Raw genomic sequence first — 21829 nt, forward strand, 5'->3', positions numbered from 1 at the left:
CAATCTGAGCCCTTGTTGCTGTCGGGTTTTGTCAACTGGCATTTTAGGCCGATCGCACAGCAGCCGATTCAGCAACACTCTCTTCATCTTTCTCGCTCAAACCAGTTCCAAATTCAGTATATTGCCGCACATTAGGATGTCGAAAACCGAGTACAATATCTTCTTTAGGAATACCTGCTGCAAGTAAATCAGTCGCCACTCCTTCTTCGGTATCATCATATTGAATCCAAATTTTATCGCCGATTAAATTGATGTGAATGGGTGTGGCGTGAAGGTATTTGTCCTCATTCCAACCAATATCCAAGACTAAGTAGCTTCCTCGTTCATCATCAAAGAGAACTTGGGAATTATATCCGTCCGGTATGGCAGCGCGGTAGTTGGCGTGTTCTTGCAGTAGGGTTTTGATAATTTCTTGGTATCTTAATCGGGTATCCATTGAACTATCGCCTCACTTTGATCGTCAAAAACAATCAGTTTTACAATCTGATTTTTTAATAACACTTGTCCTAATTCTATGGTAAATACGCTATTAAAAGTTGGTTGAGAAATTGCCAAATAGAGACTTCTATCGCTCCGCATTTCATTAAGCACTTGGCGGTAAAGAATGTACTGCCCCAAAGCCTGCTCCAAATCTTTTACATCCGATCGTCCCACAAAACTCTTGACCTCAACAACAATTTTTTGGGTTCCTTTTTCGGCATTAATTAGACGCTCTGCACCCAAGTCTGCCGATAAACGCTTGCGACCAATTTGCAGGGGAAATGGATCGTGAGTAATTATCCAGCCATCCTTTTGTAAGGCACGCTTAACTGTATCGTGATAAATATCTTTAGCTGGCACGCATTAGCTCTCAGGCTAGGAGGATTTACTGTAACCATTATATAATACGTTGACACTTGTTACGATCGCCCTTTATCCGCCTATCATGCTTCAAATCCGTCGCCGTCCCCCCAGCACATCCGTCTCCGTCCTCTACCTCAGCTACCAAATCGCCGTACCCGACGCCGAACCCCAGCACATCCTCGAAGAAATCGTCTGGCAAAAAGAAGCTGAAGTCGCCCAAAAACGCGATCGCACTCCCTTATCCGAACTTCACAAAAAACTCCCCTTTGCACCGCCAACTCGCGACTTTCTTGCCGCCCTTAAAAACGGTAAAACCACACCCGCTATCATCGCCGAAGTTAAAAAAGCTTCTCCCAGCAAAGGCGTAATTCGCGAAGATTTCGACCCAGTGGCGATCGCCCTAGCTTACCAACAAAACGGCGCCAGTTGCATCTCCGTACTCACCGATGAAAAGTTCTTTCAAGGCAGCTTCGACAACCTCGCTAAAATCCGTGCCGCCGTCGATTTACCCTTACTTTGCAAAGAGTTTATTATCTATCCCTACCAAATTTATCTCGCCCGGATTCACGGCGCGGATGCTGTATTGTTAATCGCAGCCATTCTATCTGACAAAGACTTACAATATTTTGTGAAAATTGTCAAGACATTGGGCATGACAGCTTTGATAGAAGTTCACACTCTCGAAGAACTCGATCGAGTATTAACCCTACAAGGCGTCAACCTAATCGGTATCAACAACCGCAACCTAGCAGACTTTTCCGTCAGCCTAGAAACTACCACTCAACTATTAGCCGATCGACAAACCGAAATCCAAGCAAAAGGCATCCTCATCGTCAGCGAGTCAGGAATCCACACTCCCGACGACTTAAATCAAGTTGCCAGCGCCGGCGCCCAAGCCGTTCTCATCGGTGAATCCCTAGTCAAACAGCCCGATCCGGGTGCAGCTTTAGCCTCGCTGGCAGATCGCCCTCCGAGCCTGTGAAAGGCGAGACCGCTTGACAAACCACCCTTAATTCTGATAAAAAATGATTAAGTAGGTAAATAATGAGAATTTCTAGCCTGCATCGACTCAAGCGCTTGACTGTAAAAAAAATAGCACTCAAAGCTATATTGCATAGAAATATTTTGCCAGAAAGCAATTAAATCTATTCTGTAAGCGGGTCGATCGCCAAATTTAGCGTGTCCAACGCACCCAGCCCCGAATATTCTATCGGCAAAGCAGGGGTTGCTGTACGGTTAGAAAACAAATAAAAAATCGGGCATCTAATGTTCACCTGTGATGCCTCATGCAATTGCAATGGGGTATCGGTTCGCTGAGGTATATTAGCTTTCATGGAGCCAATCCCCCTTCCTTCGTACATTCATTATGAATTGCTACTTCAATTGTTAGAACGCAAAACGATGTTTGCTGTCAGTCCACAATCGCCGCAGCAGCAACAAGTGCACCAACTTATTATTACACTGCGTAAAGCCCTTGCCATTCAAAAGCAATTAGAACAAAGCTGCGAGCGATCGAACTTAGCGGTAGAACACCGCTGGTCTCTAAATGAAATTAACCACAAGGGAGTTAAAAGTTAAAAAAGTTAGAGTAGCGACGTGACGTATCGTATTTGATTTATTCTATATAACTCCCACAGAAAAACTTAGGACAATATCATGGACAACAAATTAATGCTGATGATTCCCGGCCCGACGCCGGTACCTGAAGCGGCCTTGTTAGCGATGGCAAAACACCCGATGGGCCACCGCAGCAAGGAATTTGACGGGATTTTTGCAGAATGTACCGAAAATTTGAAATGGCTGCACCAAACTAAAAGTGACGTGCTGAGTTTAACCGTTTCCGGTACCGGCGCGATGGAAGCTGGGATAATTAATTTCCTGAGTGCGGGCGATCGAGTTTTAGTGGGCACTAACGGCAAATTTGGCGAACGTTGGGCCGAAGTCGCCGAAGCTTACGGTTTAAACGCCGAAATTATTAAAGCCGAGTGGGGCCAACCTTTAGACCCCGAACACTTCCGCGAAAAACTCGAAGCAGATACAGAGAAGCAAATCAAAGCTGTCATCATCACCCACTCGGAAACCTCTACCGGCGTCCTCAACGACCTCGAAACCATCAACCGCCACGTTAAAGCCCACGGTGAAGCTTTAATTATGGTCGATGCCGTCACTAGCTTAGGCGCTGTCAATATTCCGATGGACGCTTGGGGAATCGATGTCATTGCTTCGGGTTCTCAGAAAGCTTACATGATTCCTCCTGGTTTGGGTTTTGTGGCCGTCAGTCCCAAAGCTTGGGAAGCTTACAAAACTGCGAAACTGCCCCGCTATTATTTGGATTTGGGTAAATATAGCAAAGACGCTGCCAAAAATACCACTCCTTTTACTCCCCCTGTCAATATGTTTTTCGCCCTGCAAGCATCGCTGCAGATGATGAAAACAGAAGGGTTGGAAAATGTTTTCGCGCGACACAAACGTTTAATGACAACTACTCGCGCTGCTGTAAAAGCTTTAGGTTTGCCGTTGTTTGCTGCTGACGATGCCGCCAGCCCTGCGATTACTTCGGTTATGCCGCCAGCATCCGTAGATGCTCAAAAAGTGCGGACTTTGATGAGAAAGAGATTTGACATTGCTCTCGCCGACGGACAAGACCATTTGAAAGGTAAAATCTTCCGAATCGGTCATTTGGGCTTTGTGTGCGATCGCGATATTCTAGCAGCAATTTCCTCTTTAGAAGTCGTGTTGCGAGAATTGGGTCATGAAGGCTACACTCCTGGTGCCGGCGTTGCCGCTGCTGCGAAGTTCTTGGCTGAATCCTAAACTCAGTTGTTAAAGGATTTTGGATTTTTGATACTCTCTAAAATCTAAAATCCTTTTAATATGCTTCGGATAACCAATCAAAGATTTTATCCAACTGTTCGAGAGTGACTAAACCGTATTGCCACAGAACCATCGGCAAGGAATTCGGGTCTTTATCGCGCTGCCGCTGTTTGTTATCGCCGACACGTTCGGCGACAGCAATTGACGCGGGCGAAATTGCCAAATCTTCTTGTAAAAATCGAATTAATCGAGTGTATTTAGCGGGTGCCATGTGATTTCACCTCTAAGTATAGGACACCATTTTCTGATGTGAACCTGATGTTTTTGATGAGTAATAAGCCAGTTTTAAATTTGTCTTGTTACCGTCGATAGCTTTTAAAACGCTATTAACGCTTGAACTGCCAAACGTAATGCTGAGTGCGAGCGCACAAGCTAACCTTTCCCAAAAAGTGAAAGGTTTTGCAATTTTGCTGATGTCGGCCCGATCGACTTGCGATCGCGATCGAACTTAAACTGAATACCTCGGCATCTTTGCAGCGCGAATCAGAATTTATTCTGCTACCTAAAACTACTAAACCAGGTTCAGAGTTTAACTTCATCTGCCGAAATGCAGAATCCGCAAATCTACTTCGGCAAAATTAGTTAGATATTTCGATCGAACCCAAAACTGCTACCAGAAGTTAAGTTTGCCAATTACCGCCAATTAACTTGGCTCGTAGCATATTACTTTAGATAGGTTTAGTAGATTTAGCTCGATCGTCAGAACTTCCAGAGAATTTCTTTTCGTGTTGCTATACCTTGAGGCTGAGTATCGTCTCTCAGGATTGGTAACGAGTCGCTGACTCGTCTCATACCTGCGACCAACAATCTACAGCTTCCGGAAACAAGCTCAAGTCCTGACTGGCTGAGATCGACATCGTAGCAAATCTTCGGGTGTTTGTACTGAATCTTACATTAATATTCTAATAGATTTAATCAATTTTTGTAAAGTTTCTAAATTTTCGCCGGTATTCCGAAGGCAGGGGGCTCTCTGGGCGATGGAAAGCGGGGGATTGTGTCTGTCTGCAGGTTTTACTGAAACAGTCCGAAGTTTTACTGAAAAAACTCGATTTCAAGACGATCGCCCACTTTGACACCGAGTTCAGCAGCCCGCCCGCCCCGGAGTTCAATAACTCGATCGACAGCAGTATCGGGCCCGTAGGTAGGACAAGGATCTGCAGTACAAGGAGGTGCAGAAACTTCGATCGCCTCAACCACCCCATCCCGGACAAAAATCATATCCAGAGAAATCTTGCAATTTTTCATCCAAAAATTGACCCGCCGCGCCGCTTTAAACTCAAACAGCATTCCTCTGTCATCCGGCAAAGAAGTTCTGTACATTAAACCCATAGCCTGCTGTTCCGGTGTTTTCGCCACTTCGAGTTCGATTGGGCGATCGCCTATCCGAGCTCTAGCAGAAACAGGCAGCACTTGACCCGATGTTTTCGCCGTCGGAGACTGATTCGCCAAAATACCAGTAGCACCAGCATTCGCCACAGGTAAAGTCGGCGAACATCCCAGCAAAAATATACTTACTCCAATACCGAGCAAAGTAGCTAAATAATTCATATTGATTTTAGATTTTAGATTTTAGATTGGTAATTGACCATTGGACATTGGAACTAGCCAACAGTCAACAGTCAACTGACTGCTTCAAGCTTCTCGCATCACATAGCCAACACCGCGCACAGTCTGAATCAAACGCTTTTCGCCCTCATCTTCAATCTTGAGTCGCAGATAGCGGATGTAAACCTCAATTACATTCGACTCGCCCAAAAAGTCGTAACCCCAAACATTTTCCAGAATTTGTTCCCGAGTCAAAACCTCGCGGGGATGTTCCATCAAATACTTTAGCAGCTCAAATTCCTTCATCGTCAGGTCGATCGCCCGTCCATTGCGTAGAGCCCGCCTAGAGGCCAAATCCAAAACTAAATCGCCAAACCTCAATTGTTCGTTGCTGCTGTTATCCGGCTGCAAATACAAGCGCACCAACTGCAAAAACTCCTCAGTGCGGTAAGGTTTAAGAAAATAATCATCCGCCCCAGCTTCCAGACAAGCTACGCGATCGTCAACTGTATCACGACCGACCAGTAGCAGCACCGGCACTCGATTGCCAATACTTCTAAGGTAAGAACACAGTGACAGCCCCGACTCAGCGCCAAGTATCCGGTCAATTACAATCAAAGCAGGCTGCAATTCACGGGCTAAATTTTGGCCGGTGGCGGTGTTAGAAGCTACTACCGGTTCGTAGCCGGAGGATTTTAAGTCGAGACTCAAGTGTCCGGCGAGAACTTCGTCTGTTTCAACTAGCAGGACACAGGGATTGCGATCGAGAGTAATTGCTGCCATTGAATTGACCTGTGAAGACCATAACTGTTCTAGCACGTCTTAAGGAATAGAGGGAGAGGGGGAGAGAGGGAGAGGGGGAAAGTGGGAGAATGGGAGAATTACCAATTACCAATTAAGCTATTTGGCATTTAAATTGAAGCTTGCTCGCCCCGGGCTATCCTGCCCGCCCCACAAGAGTTTAAGTAAAAAGTAGTTTACAAATTAAATGCGCTACAGCTTACCAATTAAAAAATTGAATAATTTATGAGCATCATCGTATTCGGCAGTATCAACATCGACCTAGCAGCAAAAACTCCCCGGTTGCCACAGCCAGGGGAAACTACCATCGGTAGCAATTTTTTCACAGCAGGCGGCGGCAAAGGAGCAAATCAAGCCGTCGCCGCCGCCCGTCTCGGCACTTCCACCCACATCATCGGTCGCGTCGGTAACGATAAATTTGCTGAAGAATTATTGACAAATTTACAATCTTATGGTGTAAATACAGACAATGTATTAATAGACCAAAACACTCATTCAGGAGTGGCAATTATCGCCGTAGACGAGACAGGTCAAAATAATATTATTGTGATTCCTGGCGCGAACAATAATGTCGGTGAAGCAGATATAGAACGTCTTCAAAAACTGTTAACAGCAGCTACATCCTTGCTGTTACAGTTAGAAATTCCCCTGGAAATTGTCCAAAAAGCTGCGAAAGCTGCTCGTCAAGCGGGGGTGCGAGTTATTCTCGATCCAGCACCGGCTAGGGCGGATTTGCCACTGGAACTTTATCCGCTAATTGACATTATCACGCCGAATGAAGTGGAAGCGGGCCAGTTAGTCGGTTTTCGGGTGAATGACACGGAAACAGCGATTGTAGCTGCCAAACACTTGCAGGAGCGTGGGGTCAAGAATGTTATTGTCAAGTTGGGCGATCGTGGGGCTGTTGCTGTTACTGCCGATGAAACCTTTTTTGTACCGGCTTTTGCTGTGGAGGCGATCGACACTGTGGCCGCTGGCGATGCTTTTAACGGCGGCTTGGCCTCTGCATTAGATGCCGGTCTGTCCTTGTCAGAGGCGGTGCGGTGGGGCGCAGCAGCGGGCGCTTTGTGCACAACTAAAGTGGGTGCTCAAGGTGCTATGCCCGATCGGGCAACTTTTGATAAATTTTTGCAGAATTTAATTTAAATTTATGAGAAGGAGTCAGAAGACAGAATTAAGAATTCAGAATTCCCCAGGCATGAAGTCAGGGGTTCCGGTAAGGAAATATTTTTTTATTGTCTCATATTAAAATCGGAGGCTTTAAACCTCGATTATCCATCCTGTCCCACAGAACCCATTCTTGATTCTGGGTTCTGAATTGTGAATTTTTCTTTGGTAAGGTGCGCCGAAGAGCACCCTACGTTAACTTTCCAAACGCGCATTACTGGAACTTGTAAGGTGCGCCGCATAGCACCCTACTTGTCTACTTTTCTGGCCGCTGAATAATTGTTTCAGCTACCCGCCGCTTGACTTTTGGATCGATACCAATCAGCCGCACGTATTCGCCGCCGTGTTCCGCCAAACAAGTTTCTAAAGATGCAACCACATCTTTTTCCTGTGCACTGTTAATCGTCGCGCAACTTTGCCAAGAACCAGTCTTAAATCGGCGATTATCTGCATATTCCATGCCTATTTTGCAGCCTCTTGCTAATAACTGTTTTACTTGTTCCAATACCTCAGAACTCAGCCGCGCCGCATGACCGTTACCACTTTCAGAACTTGTTGGCTCGACGTAAGCCTTATAATATTTCGATGACGGGTCGTTTAATTGACTTTGCGTTGGGACAGCAGCCGGAGAATTGGGGGTTCCTTGAACGTTGAACAGGCGCGATTGGTTGTATTCATCTACTAAGCGCATTTCCTGAATCCGCTTTTGTTGACCCACCATCAAATTGCCCATTTCTAATAAATGAGCGAGGCTGAAATTCGGGTTCTGGAAATCGGGCGCTGCTTCCAAAGTGTTTACCAAACGCTTGGAAACTCGCTCAATTCCTACTTGGTGAATGAATTCGCGGATTTGTTCGTCATAAATGCGCGATCGCAAAGCGCTAAAAAAGTCGATCGCCTGATCGGGAAAATGATCGACTAACCCCACAATCTCGGTTTTGGACAATTTGTCAGACTCAAAAATTCCCCCAACAATGCCAATTTTATCATCCCGGCTGGGTTCCCAATAAAACTTTTCCATCCGCCCGTCGCGAATCAGCGGCGCGTACAGCGTAGAAAAATCATTTCCGGTGACAATAATCGGCACTCGGTGCAGCGGCGTACTGTCATAACTTCCCGGTAACTGCACGTTAGTTGGATTGTCAGCAATATTCATCAGAGTCGCATTGACCATCTGAGTATTGACAGTATATTGAGTAGTAGTATCGAACCTGCCAGCACCGGCATCCAAATCGTTAATAAAAATGGCGCACATCTCGCCGCGCACCCGAATTTGCTCCGCCGCTTCCCGGTAGCGCAAGCGAATTAAACGCGCCGGATCTCCGGCATCCGGGCTTTCTAATTCCCCACCAGATATCATCACCGGTTCAAAGCCCATCCGCCGAAAAACCAGTTCGGTTTGAAAAGTTTTGCCTTCTCCTTTGCGGCCGTGAATTCCCAAAATTAGGGGAACTCTTACCCCGGGCAAATTTAAAAAGTTCTTAGTGACGTGCACCGCAACTTTATCGAGAAAGTTAGGAGAAATGTAATAACTCATCAGTAGATTTGTGAGGGATTAATTGAAGTTACTGTTATGATTTTATGACAAAACTAACAGCCTGCACCGCTAACCTGGATTTTTACCGTACAATCGAGGTCTGAATATTATGTGTTAAGGAGCGATTCGTGAGTCCAGAAACCTTACTAAAAGAACCAAACGTGCAAGCCGAAGCCAGTCTCTTCAGTTCTGAGAGCTTCGACAGCTATGTAATGACAACTTACGGGCGTTTTGCGATCGCCCTAGAACGGGGCCTCGGCTGCCGCGTTTGGGATACCGAGGGCCGCGAATATCTCGATTTTGTGGCTGGTATTGCTACCTGCACTCTGGGACACGCCCACCCAGCAATGATTGCAGCGGTAACTCAGCAAATTCAGACCCTGCACCACGTTTCTAATCTTTATTACATCCCCGTACAGGGCGAGCTGGCAAAGTGGCTTGTAGACCATTCTTGCGCGGACAGAGCCTTCTTTTGCAACTCCGGCGCGGAAGCTAATGAAGCGGCAATTAAACTCGCCCGCAAGTACGCCCACGAAAAATTAAATATCTCGAATCCGACAATCATTACCGCTGTTGCGAGTTTCCACGGGCGGACTTTGGCGACAATTACGGCAACGGGACAGCCTAAATATCAGAAGGGTTTTAGCCCTTTGGTTCCCGGATTTCACTACGTGCCGTACAACGATATTAGTGCGATCGAAAGTGCGATCGAGCAACTCGACAAAGACGAACGCCAAGTAGCAGCAATTATGCTGGAAGCCCTGCAAGGCGAAGGCGGAGTTCGCCCCGGAGAGCTCGCCTACTTCCAGCGCATTCGGGAAATTTGCGACGAAAAAGGCATTTTGCTGATTCTCGACGAAGTGCAAGTCGGGATGGGACGCAGCGGCAAATACTGGGGCTACGAAAACCTCGGCATTGAACCGGATATCTTTACGTCTGCCAAAGGATTGGGCGGCGGTATCCCGATCGGCGCTATGCTGTGCAAATCTTTCTGCGATGTATTTGAACCGGGAAGTCACGCCAGCACTTTCGGCGGCAATCCTTTTGCTTGCGCTGTAGCTTTGTGCGTTTGCCAAACTTTAGAACGGGAAAACCTTCTAGAAAACGTGCAGCAGCGCGGGGAACAGTTGAAAGCAGGCCTCAACAAGTTGGCGGCCGCATATCCGCATTTAATTGCTGAGGTGCGCGGCTGGGGTTTGATTGTCGGGATGGAATTGCAAGCTGATGTCGAACTTACATCCGCTGATATCGTCAAATCTGCGATCGCCGCAGGAGTTTTGTTGGTTCCAGCAGGGCCGAAAGTGCTGAGATTTGTCCCGCCGCTGATTGTTACTGCCGCTGAAGTCGATCGAGCTCTGCTGGCAGTGGAGTCAGCCTTGCGCTCTCAAGCGGTACAGTAAAATCTACGGAGTGGATTTTTGTTATTTGTAGCGCTGAAACTCGCGCAATATCCTAGATAACTCACTTAGTCCAGGACACACTCTTCCTCAGAAACCGGGTTTCTTTCGAGATTCCTCGTTACCAAACCCAATAGTTTCCCAGAAGCCCGGTTTTTTGGCCTAAGTCCGATCGGGGTATAAAGTAAACCCGCCCCGCTGCAAGTCTGTCAGGGCGGGTTTGTCAAATTTAGAACTGTCTGTGAAACCCGCCCCGAAAGACTGACGGTGTTTTGAACTGCGATTTTACTAAAGAGCAGCGCGCAAAATTATACTATTAGCCATTGCAGGTGCTAGTTTCGCTATGTGAGTGTCTGTTGGGTGTGAATCGTGGTTTAACTATTGCGCGCCCTTCCAACTCAACTGAGTACCGTTATAGTGGGAAGGGAGGGTGACGACGATTGCATCCTCAAGTAATTTTGGGGCTCGCTTTCAACAGAGAAAATATGTAATCCTCGTCACAAAATTTTTTCGTAATGCTTTGATCGTCAACTGTATATTGTGAGAGAATAGAAGAATTAAGGAGGTGATGTTGATTGCTACACAAGGCTATCCAAGTTCGTTTGTATCCTACCCAAAATCAACAAATACAAGTAGCTTCAACTTTTGGGGGTGCGCGTTGGTGGTCTAATTACGATCTAAATAAATCAATTGAAGTTTATAAAAAAACTGGTAAAGGACGTGGCTGCTCCGGCCTCAACACACTTTTGCCTGCTCTCAAAAAATCCGATGGAAGTGTAGGGTTAAGTCAGTATTACAGCAAATTTGGGCAAGCTGCTACGCTCAACTTAACGACTGCATACAAAAAGTTTTTTGATGAAATGGCTGGGTTTTATAAGTTACCATATCAAGCTAAAAAACTGTTATTTCAGTATCCTAAAAACGTTAAATTTGTGTGTATTATAATTTTAAATTATAGGAGAATGACTCCGAAAGAAATAAAGAGATATAGATTAATTGATGGTAAAATTCAGACTTCAATTATTAGTAAAAAATATTCAGGGAAATATCGGGCATCTATACTGACTGAAATCAAAGCTGAGAACCAGAGAACAAAAGAAGGTAGGATTGCGGGTAGTGATTTAGTATTGAAATACTTTGCTATTGTCCCCGATGATGAAAAAGTATCTAAATATGACGACTTTTATGCTAAGCATTTTGCCAAGCACGAGAAGAACTTGAAGCCCAAGCAGCCAAAGTTTACAAGCCAGCAGAAAAGAAGTAATTGTGAAGACAAATATAGAAAAGCTGTTGCCAAGGTATGCGAAAGGTTTAGGAATGGGTGGCAAGATTTTCTACATAAACTTAGTTATAAGTTGGTCAGCGATCGCCTCGCGGTCATAGTAGAAAACTTTCATTTCTGGAACGGGATTAGCAATCAAAATTTGACGAAAGCAAGATCGGATGAGGTTTTGAGAAGTTTTACAAACTTCTTAGCCTACAAGTTGGAACGCAAAGGCGGGAACTTAGTCGAGATTGATAGAGGGGTTTCCAGTTCTAAACTCTGTTCTAATTGTTTCTATCAAATGACCGAGATGCCATTAGACATGAGGGAAGGGACTTGTCCTCACTGTGCTACCGCTCGCGCTCGCGAGAAGAAAGCAGGGATAAATATGAAAGCAGAAGGTATCAAAATACTAAAGGCGGAAGGTTCAGCCATTTCGGCTTTAGGATGCGAGGTAAGACCCAAGCTGCGACGAAAGTCTAAGCTAAGGCACTCGCCTATGAGTACAGAAGCCCCTACTATATTCGGTACTACGATTTAGCGGTGGGTAGTTCACTTGGTTGCACGGAAGCAGCGCTCCTATGGTTAATAGTTTGGCGGAATGCACGATGGACGAACAGCGTCGCAAAACTGATTTTAATATGCTCCAAGCGCTGCTGGAAAATCCTGGGGACTCAGGAATAGATTTGATTTTGAGGACGAACCCAAAGTCGATCGACTTTGGGTTCGTGCAAACGCTTTATTTGGAAGAAGTGGTACTGACGCGAGAAAGCTTGCTGAAAGCTGCAAAATTTTTCCAAAGGGCGATCGCACCCTTAGAATCTGCAAAAGGGAATTATAAATTGCCCGCAACCGGGGCAGCCTATCTGGCTTTTTTAGCTGAAGTATTGCAGGCAGTGGCGCGCGGCGCTGATACGCAGCACCTGTACTCGCTTCTGAGAAACAATTTAGACAAACTCGACCAGAATTTCGCACAACTGCTGCGCCACTGGGCCACTTTGGTGCTCCCTGCAGCCAAAGAATCCGAGACGAGGCGCATTGCAGCGTTAATCGGCAATCTGAGCAACAAAATAGGGCGCTTTCCCCTCGGCAGCAAAGCTCACAACTTGGAAATCGAAATTGCCGGTTACGAAACAGTTGCTAAGGTGTTTACCCGCAAAGACTTTCCCCAAGAATGGGCGGTGATGCAAAACAATCTGGGCAACGCTTATAGCGATCGCCCCAAAGGTGATAAGGCTCAAAATATCGAACAGGCGATCGCTTGCTTTGAAAATGCCCTACAAGTACGCACGCCCGAACAGTACCCGGAACAGTGGGCGACGCTGCAAAACAATCTAGGCAACGCTTACAGCGAGCGTCTCAGGGGAGATCTGGCAGACAATCTAGAACACGCGATCGCCTGCTATCAAAACGCGCTGCGAGTTCGCACCCGCGAAACTTTCGGGGAAGAGTGGGCGAGCACTCAAAACAATCTCGGCCGTGCTTACAGCCGCCGGCTGCGGGGCGACAAAGCCCAAAATCTGGAACTGGCAGTCGCTTGCTACCAGAATGCTTTGCAAGTCTACAACCGCAAGGTGTTTCCCCGGCGTTGGGCTACAACTCAAAATAATTTGGCAAATGCTTACTGCGAGTTGCTGCGGGGCAACCGAGCTGAAAATCTCGAATACGCGGTTACGTGCTATCAGAGAGCTTTGCAGGTGCGGACTCGGGAAGCTTTTCCCCAGCAGTGGGCGACGACTCAAAGGAATTTGGGCCGGGTGTTTGTCGATCGCATCAAAGGCGATCCGGTGGAAAATTTGGAAATGGCGATCGCCTGCTATCAAAATGCTTTACAAGTCTACACCCGCATCAAGTTTCCCGAAGCCTGGGCTTCGATCCAAACTTACCTCGGTAGGATCTACAGTCGGCGGGTGAAAGGGGAAAAAGCCGAAAATATGGAAATGGCGATCGCCTGCTATCAAAATGCTTTGCTGTTTTGCAACCGCCAAAAATCTCCAGAACGCTGGGCAATGCTGTGTGCCTACCTCGGCCGCGCTTTCTGCGAACACGTGAAAGGGGAAAAAAACCGCAACCTCAAAAGCGCGATCGCCTGCTATCAAAATGCGGCCGAAGTCTACACCAAGCAGGCATATCCCAACCGCTGGGCAATGCTGCAAATTTATCTCGGCAGGGCTTATTCGCAACTGACGGAGGCGGAAAACTTGTCCCACATGGAAAGCGCGATCGGCTGCTATCACAGCGCCTGTCAAGTCTACACTCGCGAAACCTATCCCCACCGCTGGGCTGAAATTTTATTTTATTTGGGTCAAGCTTACCGAGTTCGAGGCGACTTGCTTCGCGCCTACGGGGTTTTTACTGCTGCTGTCGATACTGTGGAATTTTTGCGTTGCGAAGTTGGGGCTGATACAGTCGATTTTGGCGATCGGACGAGTACCGAAAAAGTCAAATTAACCCGCACTTGGGCGGGACTCTATAAATGCCTGGTGCAAGTTTGCTTGGAACTCGGCGCTAGCCAACCTGAATATTACGCTAAGGCTCTGGAATACGCTGAACGCCACAAAAATCGGAATTTGGTAGAAATGCTGGTTAAATGCCACTTGACTCCGAAAGCCGAAATTCCTGCAGCGGTGCGAAGCGAGTTGGAGTCGCTGCGACTGGAAATAGCGGGGGAACAGCGGCACCAAGAACAGGGAGAACCTGAGACGAACACGACCTTGATTTCTGAGGGCGATAGCCAAGGTTTGAACAGCGGTTCTCTGATGCCGAACTCGGACTTCATGCACTTAAATCAATTGTGGAAGCAGTTTGATAGGTTGATTGCGCGGGAGGTGCAGGCAAACGATCCTTTCTTCAGCCTAGCTCACAAAGTTGAACCGATCGCTTTCGAGCAAATTCGCCAATTGTTGCCTGATGACAATTGCGCTGCTGTGGCGTGGGCGAGTTTGGGGGAGTTGCTGGTTGCTTTTGTGGTGGTAAAGAGTGCACAATATCCCACCGTTCACCTGTGTTCCCCGCAAAATGCTTTGGCTGCCGAAACTTGGGCCCAGGAGTACCTCAGCGCTTATTCTGAACAAAAAGGTCGCTGGATCAATCATCTCCCGGCTCGCCTCAAACGCTTGGCTGCGATACTGGAAATCGATCGAGTGGTGGCGCTGATTCCGGAGAATTGCGATCGGCTGATTTTTGTGCCGCACCGATTTTTGCACGCTTTGCCACTCCACGCTTTGCCTTTGGCGGGGAGAGACGGGTTTGAGGAGGGTGGGGGAATATTTAGGTCTGGGTGGAGCGATCGCAGCGGTTTTGATGTGGAAACCTACAGCCTTTCGGATTTTTCTCAAAGTTCGTCTTTTAGCGAGGTTGCAGCGCCTGCTGCTTATTTGAGCGATCGATTTGCCGGAGGAATTCGCTATGCTCCTAGCTGTCAGCTATTGCTGTTGAGACAAAGTGCACGCGGAGCGGCTATCGGTCGGTACAGACCCGGTTTGCAGCACCTTTTAGCAATCCCAACTTTCACCAGAGATGCGTTCTACAGCAACATTGAAATCGGCAATATTTCCCAGTATTTTGCAAGTACAGAAGTTGTGCGCCATAAGCCGGCAATTAAAGAGGCTTTTTCCAAAGAAATGTCTGCTAATAATGGGAATTTGCCTCAGCAAATAGGGCAGTTGCCGCAGAAAAAATGCGCTCATTTTGCTTGTTTGAGTTTGCTTAATTTGGCTTGGCCTCTGAAATCCGCCGTGTTTTTGAGGAATGATTCTCTGAGTTTAGAGGAAATTTTTAATCTGGATTTGCGGCAATATTTTTTAGTTACTTTATCGGGTTGCGAAATTGCCGCCGGCGGAGTTAGCGGTGCTGGAGGAGATTTTGTGGGTTTGTCGGCGGGTTTGTTGTATGCTGGCACCTCTAGTGTGGTTAGCAGTCTTTGGAAGGTGAACGATGTTTCTACGCTGCTGCTGACAAGCAAGTTTTATGAAAATCTGGGACGGTTTTCTCGGTTGCAGGTGGGAGATGTGGCGACCGCGCTGGGAGACGCTCAAAGGTGGCTGCGGGATTTGACTGGCGAGGAATTGGAGGTGTTGCTGGCGGATTTTCAACCTCAAATTTCGCAAATGTTCGATCGGCTTTCTCAAAGTTCTCGCCTGATTGCGGAGGCTTCTTTGCAGCAAATTCGCAACCGCAAACCCTATCCTTTTGCCAATCCTTATTATTGGGCGGCTTTTACTGCGGCTGGGGTTTAGTGATTAGTTATTAGTGATTAGTCATTTAAAAACCCGAAACTGACAACTTATTTAAAATTGTCAGTTTCGGGTAAAAATTCAACAAATTACAGCAAAAGTTTAGGATTTTTTGCCGAAAATTTGTTCTTTCAAGGCTTGAATTTCTTGACCTAATTGTTGCCTGTTGGACGATCGCAGCAAATAGCGGTAGACAAACCACACGGTGTATCCGATACCAATTAGCTCAAATGTGGGTGCTAAAAGGGGGATGTCGTTGAGTTCGTCTATTACGCCCAAAAGCACTTTCAAAGAGACAATCGAGGCTACAATTACACCGATAACAGTCAGGGGACTTTTGTACTGTTCGTAAAAGCTGCCGATGTAAGCGGGAAACTCAGACAAAATTGCGATAATTTGTTCTTTGATCTGCTGGGTCTGACTTGGTGTTTCGTCGGTAATTATGACTTTTGTGGTATCGCTGGAACTGTCTGCTTCACTTCCGGCAGGAATTTCGGTAATGATAACGGTTGTTTCTGGTTCGTTTGATGAAGTCATTTCTCCACTCGCAATAGTTTTTTGCTGGTTGGCGGCAGGTATTTCAACTGCTGCTGCGACTGTTTCAAGAGCCGGTATTTCGACTGCTGCAACCTCCCCGTCGGTTGGTTCAAGAGCCGACACTTCGCCTGTTTCTGAAGTCGGTATTTCGACTGCTGTAACTTCCACTGCTTGTTCGACAGTCGGCGTTTCGACTGTTTCGATCGCAAGTTTTTCCACTTCTGAAACCTCTGCTGCTGATGGTTCAACAACCGGGGTTTCGACTGTTTCAAGAGTCGGTGTTTCGACTTTTGAAACCTCCACTGCTGACTGTTCTGTAGCAGAACTTTCGGCGACTATTTCTGCGTGTGGTTGTTCTGGGGTAGGAGTTTCGTCCGCGACACCAACAGCAGGCCCATTCAAGTTGCTAATGGCATCAAGCAAACGGGTTTTAGCCGTTCCTCGCTGGTGAAGGATTACCCAAGATTCTATCAGGTCGGGGCCGTGCATTGCACCTGTCAGAGCTGCTCTGAGCGATCGCATAATTAGCCCTTTGTTAAGATTTTTCTCTTTACTGAGCTTTTTAGTGATTTTCTGAGCTTCCGCTGCTGTCAGGGACGAATGACTTTCCATAGCTTCTACAACTGCTTGTAAAGCCTGTGCAGCCCCTGTTTGCTGCAACTGTGCGAGTGCTTCTTCTTCGTATTCCACCGTGGTGGAGAAGAATACCTTACACATATCCACAGCATCGGTTAAGCGAACGAGACTCGGGCCGATTAAAGCAGCTATTTGTTCGAGCCAGGGGCGATCGGCCTCCAAGTCAAACTCATAACCGCCTTTCTGCCACCAATAAGGTATCAGCAAATCTGTCAATTGCGGCACTGGCATTTTGTGCAGGTATTGACTGTTTAGCCAATTGAGTTTATCCCAATCAAATTTTGCACCAGCTTTGTTGACTCGATAGAATGTAAATAATTCTGCTGCTTCCGACAGTGTAAATATTTCCTGCGTTGAATCCGGCGGAGTCCAACCGAGCAAAGTCATGTAATTAACTAAAGCTTCGGGCAGGTAGCCCATATCTTTGAAGTCAGAAATCGAGGTTACGCCGTCGCGTTTAGAAAGCTTTTGCCCTTGGGAGTTTAAAATCAGCGGCGTGTGGCCAAATTCTGGGATTGTCGCGCCCAAAGCTTCGTAGAGCAATATTTGTTTGGGAGTATTGCCGATGTGATCTTCGCCGCGGATGACGTGGGTGATGCCCATGTCGATGTCATCGACAACTACGGCGAGGTTGTAGAGTGGTTGGCCGATGACGCCGCCGCTGGATGCACGGGCAATTACCATATCGCCGCCGAGGTCGCTACCTTTCCAGGTTACGGTGTCGCGTACCATGTCGTTCCACGCGATCGTGCGATCGTCGTCGATGATAAACCGAATCACAGCTTGTCGCCCTTCGCCTTCAAAAGCTGCGCGCTCTTTGCTTGTCAAGTTGCGGTGTCGGTTGTCGTAGCGGGGGGCTTGTTTGTTGGCTTTTTGTGCTTCCCGCATTTCGTCGAGTTCTTCCGACGTGGTGTAGCAGCGGTAGGCGAGTCCATTGTCTAAAAGGGTTTGGACTGCTCGGCGGTATATTTCCAGACGCTGTGACTGAAAACTCGGGCCTTCGTCCCACTCCATACCCAGCCAGGTGAGTCCTTCGAGGATGTTATCGGTGTATTCGCTTTTAGAACGTTCTACGTCTGTGTCTTCTACCCGCAGGATGAATTTTCCGCCTTGGTTGCGGGCAAACAGCCAGTTAAATACGGCGGTTCTGGCGGTACCGATGTGTAGGTTTCCGGTGGGACTGGGCGCTAGACGGACTCTGACATTCATGTAGATTTTTGCTTTTAGATTGGGCGATTTACGGGTTGGGGGAATAGCTGATGTTTAAGACTTCAAATTTTATTATATTTTGTTGCCGAATTAACAGTTGTGCTTGGCAGGTGCTTTGCCTCGATTTGTTTGATATTCGACTATCGGGCGATCGGGCGAAAGTCTCCGGCAAGGCAGGAGAGGGCATCTTGATGATATTAGCTTGCGGGTGGCCCAGACTGGATTCACCTTTGGGACTATTTTTCACACCACAAATAACTGCTTTAGGAGTACCCAAGGCGCACCTGATAACTATTGATGCTTGTAAAATGTTTGTGTGCGATCGACGAAATTAAAATATATTTCCCTATGTCTGCTGCTAAAACCGAGTTTTCCGAATCTGTTGCGCCCTCACCCGAGTCTGCTGCGCCTGCTTGGCAGATTGAGTTACTGTACGACGGTGAATGTCCTCTGTGCGTGCGGGAGGTTAATTTCTTGAAAAAACGCGATGCGGGGCGAGGTTTAGTGTCGTTTGTGGATATCGCGGATGATGGCTACAACCCGAAGACCCACGGCGGAATCGACTACGAAACGGCCATGGGTCGGATTCATGCGATATTACCCGACGGTACGGCAATTAAAAATGTGGAGGTTTTTCGTCGCACCTACGAGATTTTAGGTATGGGATGGATTTATGCAGTTACTAAGTTACCAGTGCTCGGGGCGATCGCCAATTGGCTGTACGGAATTTGGGCAGACTGGCGGCTGAAGCTGACGGGAAGGCCGGATTTAGCAACTATTATGAGCGATCGAACTCAGCGGATCGAGTGCGAAAGTCAGGGCCGCTGCCGACCAAACTCGAAATGAGTCATATTTGGTATGTGCGATCGGTCTATCAGAAGATGTCAGCAGAAACAGAGTGCAACTAACATTAAATATGGACTACTATTAAAGGTCAAAAAAAATGCAAGATGCAGGCTATACAGTCTTCATGGGCTTCGGTGGTCTCTGGATACTTATGGGAATTGCCGCTGTGATTTTCCTGTTCAAATCCGACGGTCAAAAACTTAGGTTTGGCAAATGGGGACTGCTAGTTGCGATTCCGATTCTCGTGCCCATCGCCCTGGTTTTGACATATCAGATAGCGCGACCCTTTATTTCCTCGCACCTTTAAGCGCTGCTGCGAATAGATCTTTAAATTTAATTATAGGCAAAGATTGTGGGGAACTTGTGAGGAAAGTTGTAGGAAAGGGGGATAAATGTTAGGAGTCGTTGATGGGGGTGGGGGGAGAATCGGCTACAACCTCACGCTGGCTTAACTTTAAGGCTTTACGGATCACCTTGTACTACACCCTCACCGATAACTCAGGTGGTACAACGACCAAGATAAGTGGCGGCACATAACTTTTGGAACTCTACCAAAGGCTTGGGTCAGTCCGCTGTGATCGCTAACGCGGACTCAAATTATATATTACAATGCACTACAAAAAGTAAGCTAGATAGATTATCTTTAACTTTAATCAATAACTGACAACCTACGCTATGTCACAATTTAAGGCTGTCCCATTGTTGAATGCAGAAGACTTTGAGAGGTATCAATGGACAGAGATACTAGACAAAGTAAACCCTAAGCAATGCTGGAATTACTACGATAAATTTCAAGCGAAAGCCAAAGCCTATGAATTATCTGGTGACACGCTAGGGCAAGAAATTTTCAAATTTTTGAGTGAAATTACCTCTGTTTTCATGGAGCCTTTTGGATTGAATAGTACCTCTACTTTAGAAGAGACTATTTTACCAGAGACTATGTTAGGGGTTTTATCCGACGATCAACTCGCTTTGTTAAGAGAGTTAGTTTTAACGGTAATCGATCCCGAAATGCGGGCAAGAATAGCTGATATCCTCTGGATTTGTAAACGAGATCCAGAAAGGAGTAGACCAATTCAGATGGCTAAAGTGGCTGTAGAGTCATATCTTCAAGCTGCTAAAAATCTTGAAAACACAGAAAATCAGAAAACTTGCCATGAAAGGCTACAGCGAGCAGCACAATTAGCCCCTCTAGTTGATGGGAAGAACTGTACAGAAATGCGCTGCATAGTTATTTCTCACATTGAGCAACTTATAGATCGTTATGCAGTTGTAGAAGATGAGTTTATAACAGGTAGTGCAATGCAGGTACTTCAGGAGGATTTAAGGAAAAGCCTCAGTGTTATTAAGAGTAACAACCTTCCAAGCTATGCAGCAAAGTATGCAGCGGTTGCCGCTCAGAAGGCAGTTTTTGCAGAAAAATTTCAAGACTACCATAAAGCTTTTTTTCAGAAGATAGCGTACCGCCAGATAGAAAGCGAGTGGTACAAGATAGTTAATGATAAAGAGGCTGAACGTAATGCAAGATTGTATATTGCAGAAGTTGAGGTTTGGTATGCTCAACAGGCATTAGTTAGAAATGAGCCTAATTCCTACATGGTAGCTGCTGGGAGACTTAAAAATGCAATCGCAGTCTTCAGGAAGATTGAAGATACCTTTGGAAAAAAACAATATACCTCCGACCGCATACAAGAATTACACAAACAAATGCTTGATAACCAGAGAGAAGGAATGTCTATAATGGTTACTATTCCTATTGCTAAACCCGAGAGTTTTGATGACCATGAAATGCAAAAAGTAGCAAGAGATATTGTGCGAGGTAAGCCATTACGTGATGCCCTGTACTCTCTGGCATTTGGACGCAAGCTAATTCGGGAGCGGGCAGATATTCAGGTAGAAGCAAAAGCAGAGAAAAGTTTTCATTTAATTCCAACAGCTTTTATAGATGAAGAGGGAAAAACAAAAGCTATTAGTGGAGATGGCGAAGATAGTTTAGAGAATTCAATGTTTAGAATCGCTACTTTCTATCAGTGCTGGTATGCGCTAAATTTTATTGTTCCTGCTTGCAATCAAATTTGTTATGAGCATAATGTGCATTTGGAAGATTTATCTTTTGTCGTTGTTGAGAATCCATTTATTCCAAAAGGGCGTGAACCTCTTTATGCAAGAGGTTTATTAGCTGGCTTACAGGGAGATCCAGTAATTGCGGCACATCTATTAATTCCACAGCTAGAAAACTCCTTGCGTCATATTTTGAAGCAAAACGACTTTATTACGTCCCATCTCACTTCTGCCATGATTCAGGATGATTACACTCTCAATAAAGTTCTCGATTTGCCTGATTTAAAGCAGGTTTTGAATGAAAATATAATTTTTACTCTCAAGGGTTTACTCGTTGAACGAATGGGTTCTAATCTCAGAAATGAGATTTGTCATGGCTTATTTACTCACAATCAATTCTTTACACCACAACTAGCCTATCTCTGGTGGTTAACGCTGTACTTGTGTCTCCTCGTACCAACTTACAGACAATGGGTTGAGAATGAAGATCAATGATAGAGATAGAGTGATACTACTGCTGCAATCGCACCACCAATCTCAAAGTAACACCCCACCAAGAATATCATGCCAACTTAACTCTGAAGACCAACAGATAGGGTCTTGGTCGCGTCCCACCGAGGAATCAGCAGCATAAAAACTAAATTCTACAGAAAGTTTCTGCATATCTCCCTGTAAGCGGATGACATACGGAAAGTCTCCAGATGTCACCTGATTTGAGATGATATCGAGAGACTTCCGTATGTCTACCCATGTATTGAGTAGTGAAATGTTCAACTACCCATTGATTTATAATCAATAAGAGGCGTTGCTGAATTTATGTATGATGTAGCGATCAAGAGCCAAAAACATTATTCAAAACAGGATGGAATCTTTAGCT

21 protein-coding genes and 1 pseudogene are annotated in these 21829 nt (G+C 46.2%); 11 read left to right on the forward strand and 11 right to left on the reverse strand.

What is annotated here, in order from left to right:
* Window positions 1–43: 43 nt before the first annotated feature.
* Both QUA23_RS26595 and QUA23_RS26600 read right to left on the reverse strand, forming a co-directional pair.
* Entirely contained in the window at window positions 44–436 is a 393-nt protein-coding gene (locus QUA23_RS26595; protein WP_333078858.1) for a XisI protein, read from the reverse strand.
* A complete protein-coding gene (locus QUA23_RS26600) occupies window positions 421–840 on the reverse strand; it encodes an element excision factor XisH family protein (protein WP_333078857.1) in 420 nt (139 codons plus the stop codon). The genes QUA23_RS26595 and QUA23_RS26600 overlap by 16 nt, the downstream gene beginning before the upstream one ends.
* 85 nt (window positions 841–925) lie before the next feature.
* Between QUA23_RS26600 and trpC the strand changes: the two genes are divergently transcribed.
* Window positions 926–1825, forward strand: coding sequence for an indole-3-glycerol phosphate synthase TrpC (gene trpC, locus QUA23_RS26605; protein ID WP_333078856.1), 900 nt, complete (start codon window positions 926–928; stop codon window positions 1823–1825).
* Window positions 1826–1988: 163 nt separating this feature from the next.
* Here trpC and QUA23_RS26610 read toward each other — a convergent pair whose 3' ends face one another.
* A complete protein-coding gene (locus tag QUA23_RS26610; protein WP_333037958.1) occupies window positions 1989–2177 on the reverse strand; it encodes a hypothetical protein in 189 nt (62 codons plus the stop codon).
* Here QUA23_RS26610 and QUA23_RS26615 point away from each other — a divergent pair.
* Together QUA23_RS26615 and QUA23_RS26620 are read left to right on the forward strand one after the other, a co-directional pair.
* Entirely contained in the window at window positions 2176–2421 is a 246-nt protein-coding gene (locus QUA23_RS26615) for a DUF5340 domain-containing protein (RefSeq protein WP_041623669.1), read from the forward strand. The two genes, QUA23_RS26610 and QUA23_RS26615, sit on opposite strands and share 2 nt — an antisense overlap.
* A gap of 78 nt (window positions 2422–2499) precedes the next feature.
* Window positions 2500–3657: an alanine--glyoxylate aminotransferase family protein gene (locus QUA23_RS26620; RefSeq protein WP_333078855.1), complete on the forward strand. Its 1158-nt coding sequence runs from the start codon at window positions 2500–2502 to the stop codon at window positions 3655–3657.
* 55 nt (window positions 3658–3712) lie between these two features.
* Here QUA23_RS26620 and QUA23_RS26625 read toward each other — a convergent pair whose 3' ends face one another.
* The 4 genes from QUA23_RS26625 to nblR form a co-directional block, all read right to left on the reverse strand.
* Window positions 3713–3928 carry a DUF2949 domain-containing protein gene (locus QUA23_RS26625; RefSeq protein ID WP_333078854.1) on the reverse strand — a complete coding sequence of 72 codons (216 nt, stop codon included), beginning with the start codon at window positions 3926–3928 and terminating at the stop codon, window positions 3713–3715.
* Window positions 3929–4043: 115 nt separating this feature from the next.
* Complete coding sequence (locus tag QUA23_RS26630) at window positions 4044–4256, reverse strand: hypothetical protein (RefSeq protein ID WP_333093947.1); 213 nt, start codon at window positions 4254–4256, stop codon at window positions 4044–4046.
* Window positions 4257–4749: 493 nt separating this feature from the next.
* The gene (locus QUA23_RS26635) at window positions 4750–5265 is read right to left on the reverse strand and encodes a DUF192 domain-containing protein (RefSeq protein ID WP_333078853.1); all 516 of its coding nucleotides are present in this window, start codon (window positions 5263–5265) and stop codon (window positions 4750–4752) included.
* Between the two features lie 84 nt (window positions 5266–5349).
* On the reverse strand, window positions 5350–6045 hold the full coding sequence (nblR, locus tag QUA23_RS26640; RefSeq protein WP_333037968.1) for a response regulator transcription factor NblR: 696 nt from the start codon (window positions 6043–6045) through the stop codon (window positions 5350–5352).
* 243 nt (window positions 6046–6288) lie between these two features.
* Here nblR and rbsK point away from each other — a divergent pair, with 243 nt between their 5' ends.
* The gene (rbsK, locus tag QUA23_RS26645; protein ID WP_333078852.1) at window positions 6289–7209 is read left to right on the forward strand and encodes a ribokinase; all 921 of its coding nucleotides are present in this window, start codon (window positions 6289–6291) and stop codon (window positions 7207–7209) included.
* Between the two features lie 277 nt (window positions 7210–7486).
* Here rbsK and QUA23_RS26650 read toward each other — a convergent pair whose 3' ends face one another.
* Complete coding sequence (locus tag QUA23_RS26650) at window positions 7487–8767, reverse strand: ribulose bisphosphate carboxylase small subunit (RefSeq protein WP_333078851.1); 1281 nt, start codon at window positions 8765–8767, stop codon at window positions 7487–7489.
* Between the two features lie 128 nt (window positions 8768–8895).
* Here QUA23_RS26650 and QUA23_RS26655 point away from each other — a divergent pair, with 128 nt between their 5' ends.
* The 3 genes from QUA23_RS26655 (at window position 8896) to QUA23_RS26665 (ending at window position 15666) form a co-directional block, all read left to right on the forward strand.
* On the forward strand, window positions 8896–10167 hold the full coding sequence (locus QUA23_RS26655) for an aspartate aminotransferase family protein (RefSeq protein ID WP_333078850.1): 1272 nt from the start codon (window positions 8896–8898) through the stop codon (window positions 10165–10167).
* Window positions 10168–10739: 572 nt separating this feature from the next.
* Window positions 10740–11969 carry a transposase gene (locus QUA23_RS26660; RefSeq protein ID WP_333078849.1) on the forward strand — a complete coding sequence of 410 codons (1230 nt, stop codon included), beginning with the start codon at window positions 10740–10742 and terminating at the stop codon, window positions 11967–11969.
* A gap of 40 nt (window positions 11970–12009) precedes the next feature.
* On the forward strand, window positions 12010–15666 hold the full coding sequence (locus tag QUA23_RS26665; protein ID WP_333078848.1) for a CHAT domain-containing tetratricopeptide repeat protein: 3657 nt from the start codon (window positions 12010–12012) through the stop codon (window positions 15664–15666).
* Between the two features lie 99 nt (window positions 15667–15765).
* Here QUA23_RS26665 and QUA23_RS26670 read toward each other — a convergent pair whose 3' ends face one another.
* The gene (locus QUA23_RS26670) at window positions 15766–16200 is read right to left on the reverse strand and encodes a CAAD domain-containing protein (protein ID WP_333078877.1); all 435 of its coding nucleotides are present in this window, start codon (window positions 16198–16200) and stop codon (window positions 15766–15768) included.
* A gap of 420 nt (window positions 16201–16620) precedes the next feature.
* A pseudogene (gene gltX / locus QUA23_RS26675) lies at window positions 16621–18045 on the reverse strand (glutamate--tRNA ligase); the annotation flags it as partial.
* A gap of 50 nt (window positions 18046–18095) precedes the next feature.
* Here gltX and QUA23_RS26680 point away from each other — a divergent pair.
* From QUA23_RS26680 to QUA23_RS26695, 4 genes are all read left to right on the forward strand, one after another.
* A complete protein-coding gene (locus QUA23_RS26680) occupies window positions 18096–18380 on the forward strand; it encodes a hypothetical protein (protein ID WP_333078847.1) in 285 nt (94 codons plus the stop codon).
* 13 nt (window positions 18381–18393) lie between these two features.
* Window positions 18394–18891 carry a DUF393 domain-containing protein gene (locus QUA23_RS26685; protein WP_333078846.1) on the forward strand — a complete coding sequence of 166 codons (498 nt, stop codon included), beginning with the start codon at window positions 18394–18396 and terminating at the stop codon, window positions 18889–18891.
* Window positions 18892–18988: 97 nt separating this feature from the next.
* On the forward strand, window positions 18989–19198 hold the full coding sequence (locus QUA23_RS26690; protein WP_333078845.1) for a hypothetical protein: 210 nt from the start codon (window positions 18989–18991) through the stop codon (window positions 19196–19198).
* Between the two features lie 368 nt (window positions 19199–19566).
* Entirely contained in the window at window positions 19567–21447 is a 1881-nt protein-coding gene (locus QUA23_RS26695; protein WP_333078844.1) for a DUF4209 domain-containing protein, read from the forward strand.
* Window positions 21448–21489: 42 nt separating this feature from the next.
* On the opposite strand, the gene QUA23_RS26700 is transcribed toward QUA23_RS26695, so the two are convergent.
* Window positions 21490–21726, reverse strand: a complete 237-nt coding sequence (locus tag QUA23_RS26700; RefSeq protein WP_333078843.1) for a hypothetical protein — start codon at window positions 21724–21726, stop codon at window positions 21490–21492.
* Window positions 21727–21829: the final 103 nt, after the last annotated feature.

Source organism: Microcoleus sp. Pol1C5, from assembly GCF_036701115.1.
In the GTDB taxonomy this organism is placed as follows: Bacteria; Cyanobacteriota; Cyanobacteriia; order Cyanobacteriales; family Microcoleaceae; genus Microcoleus.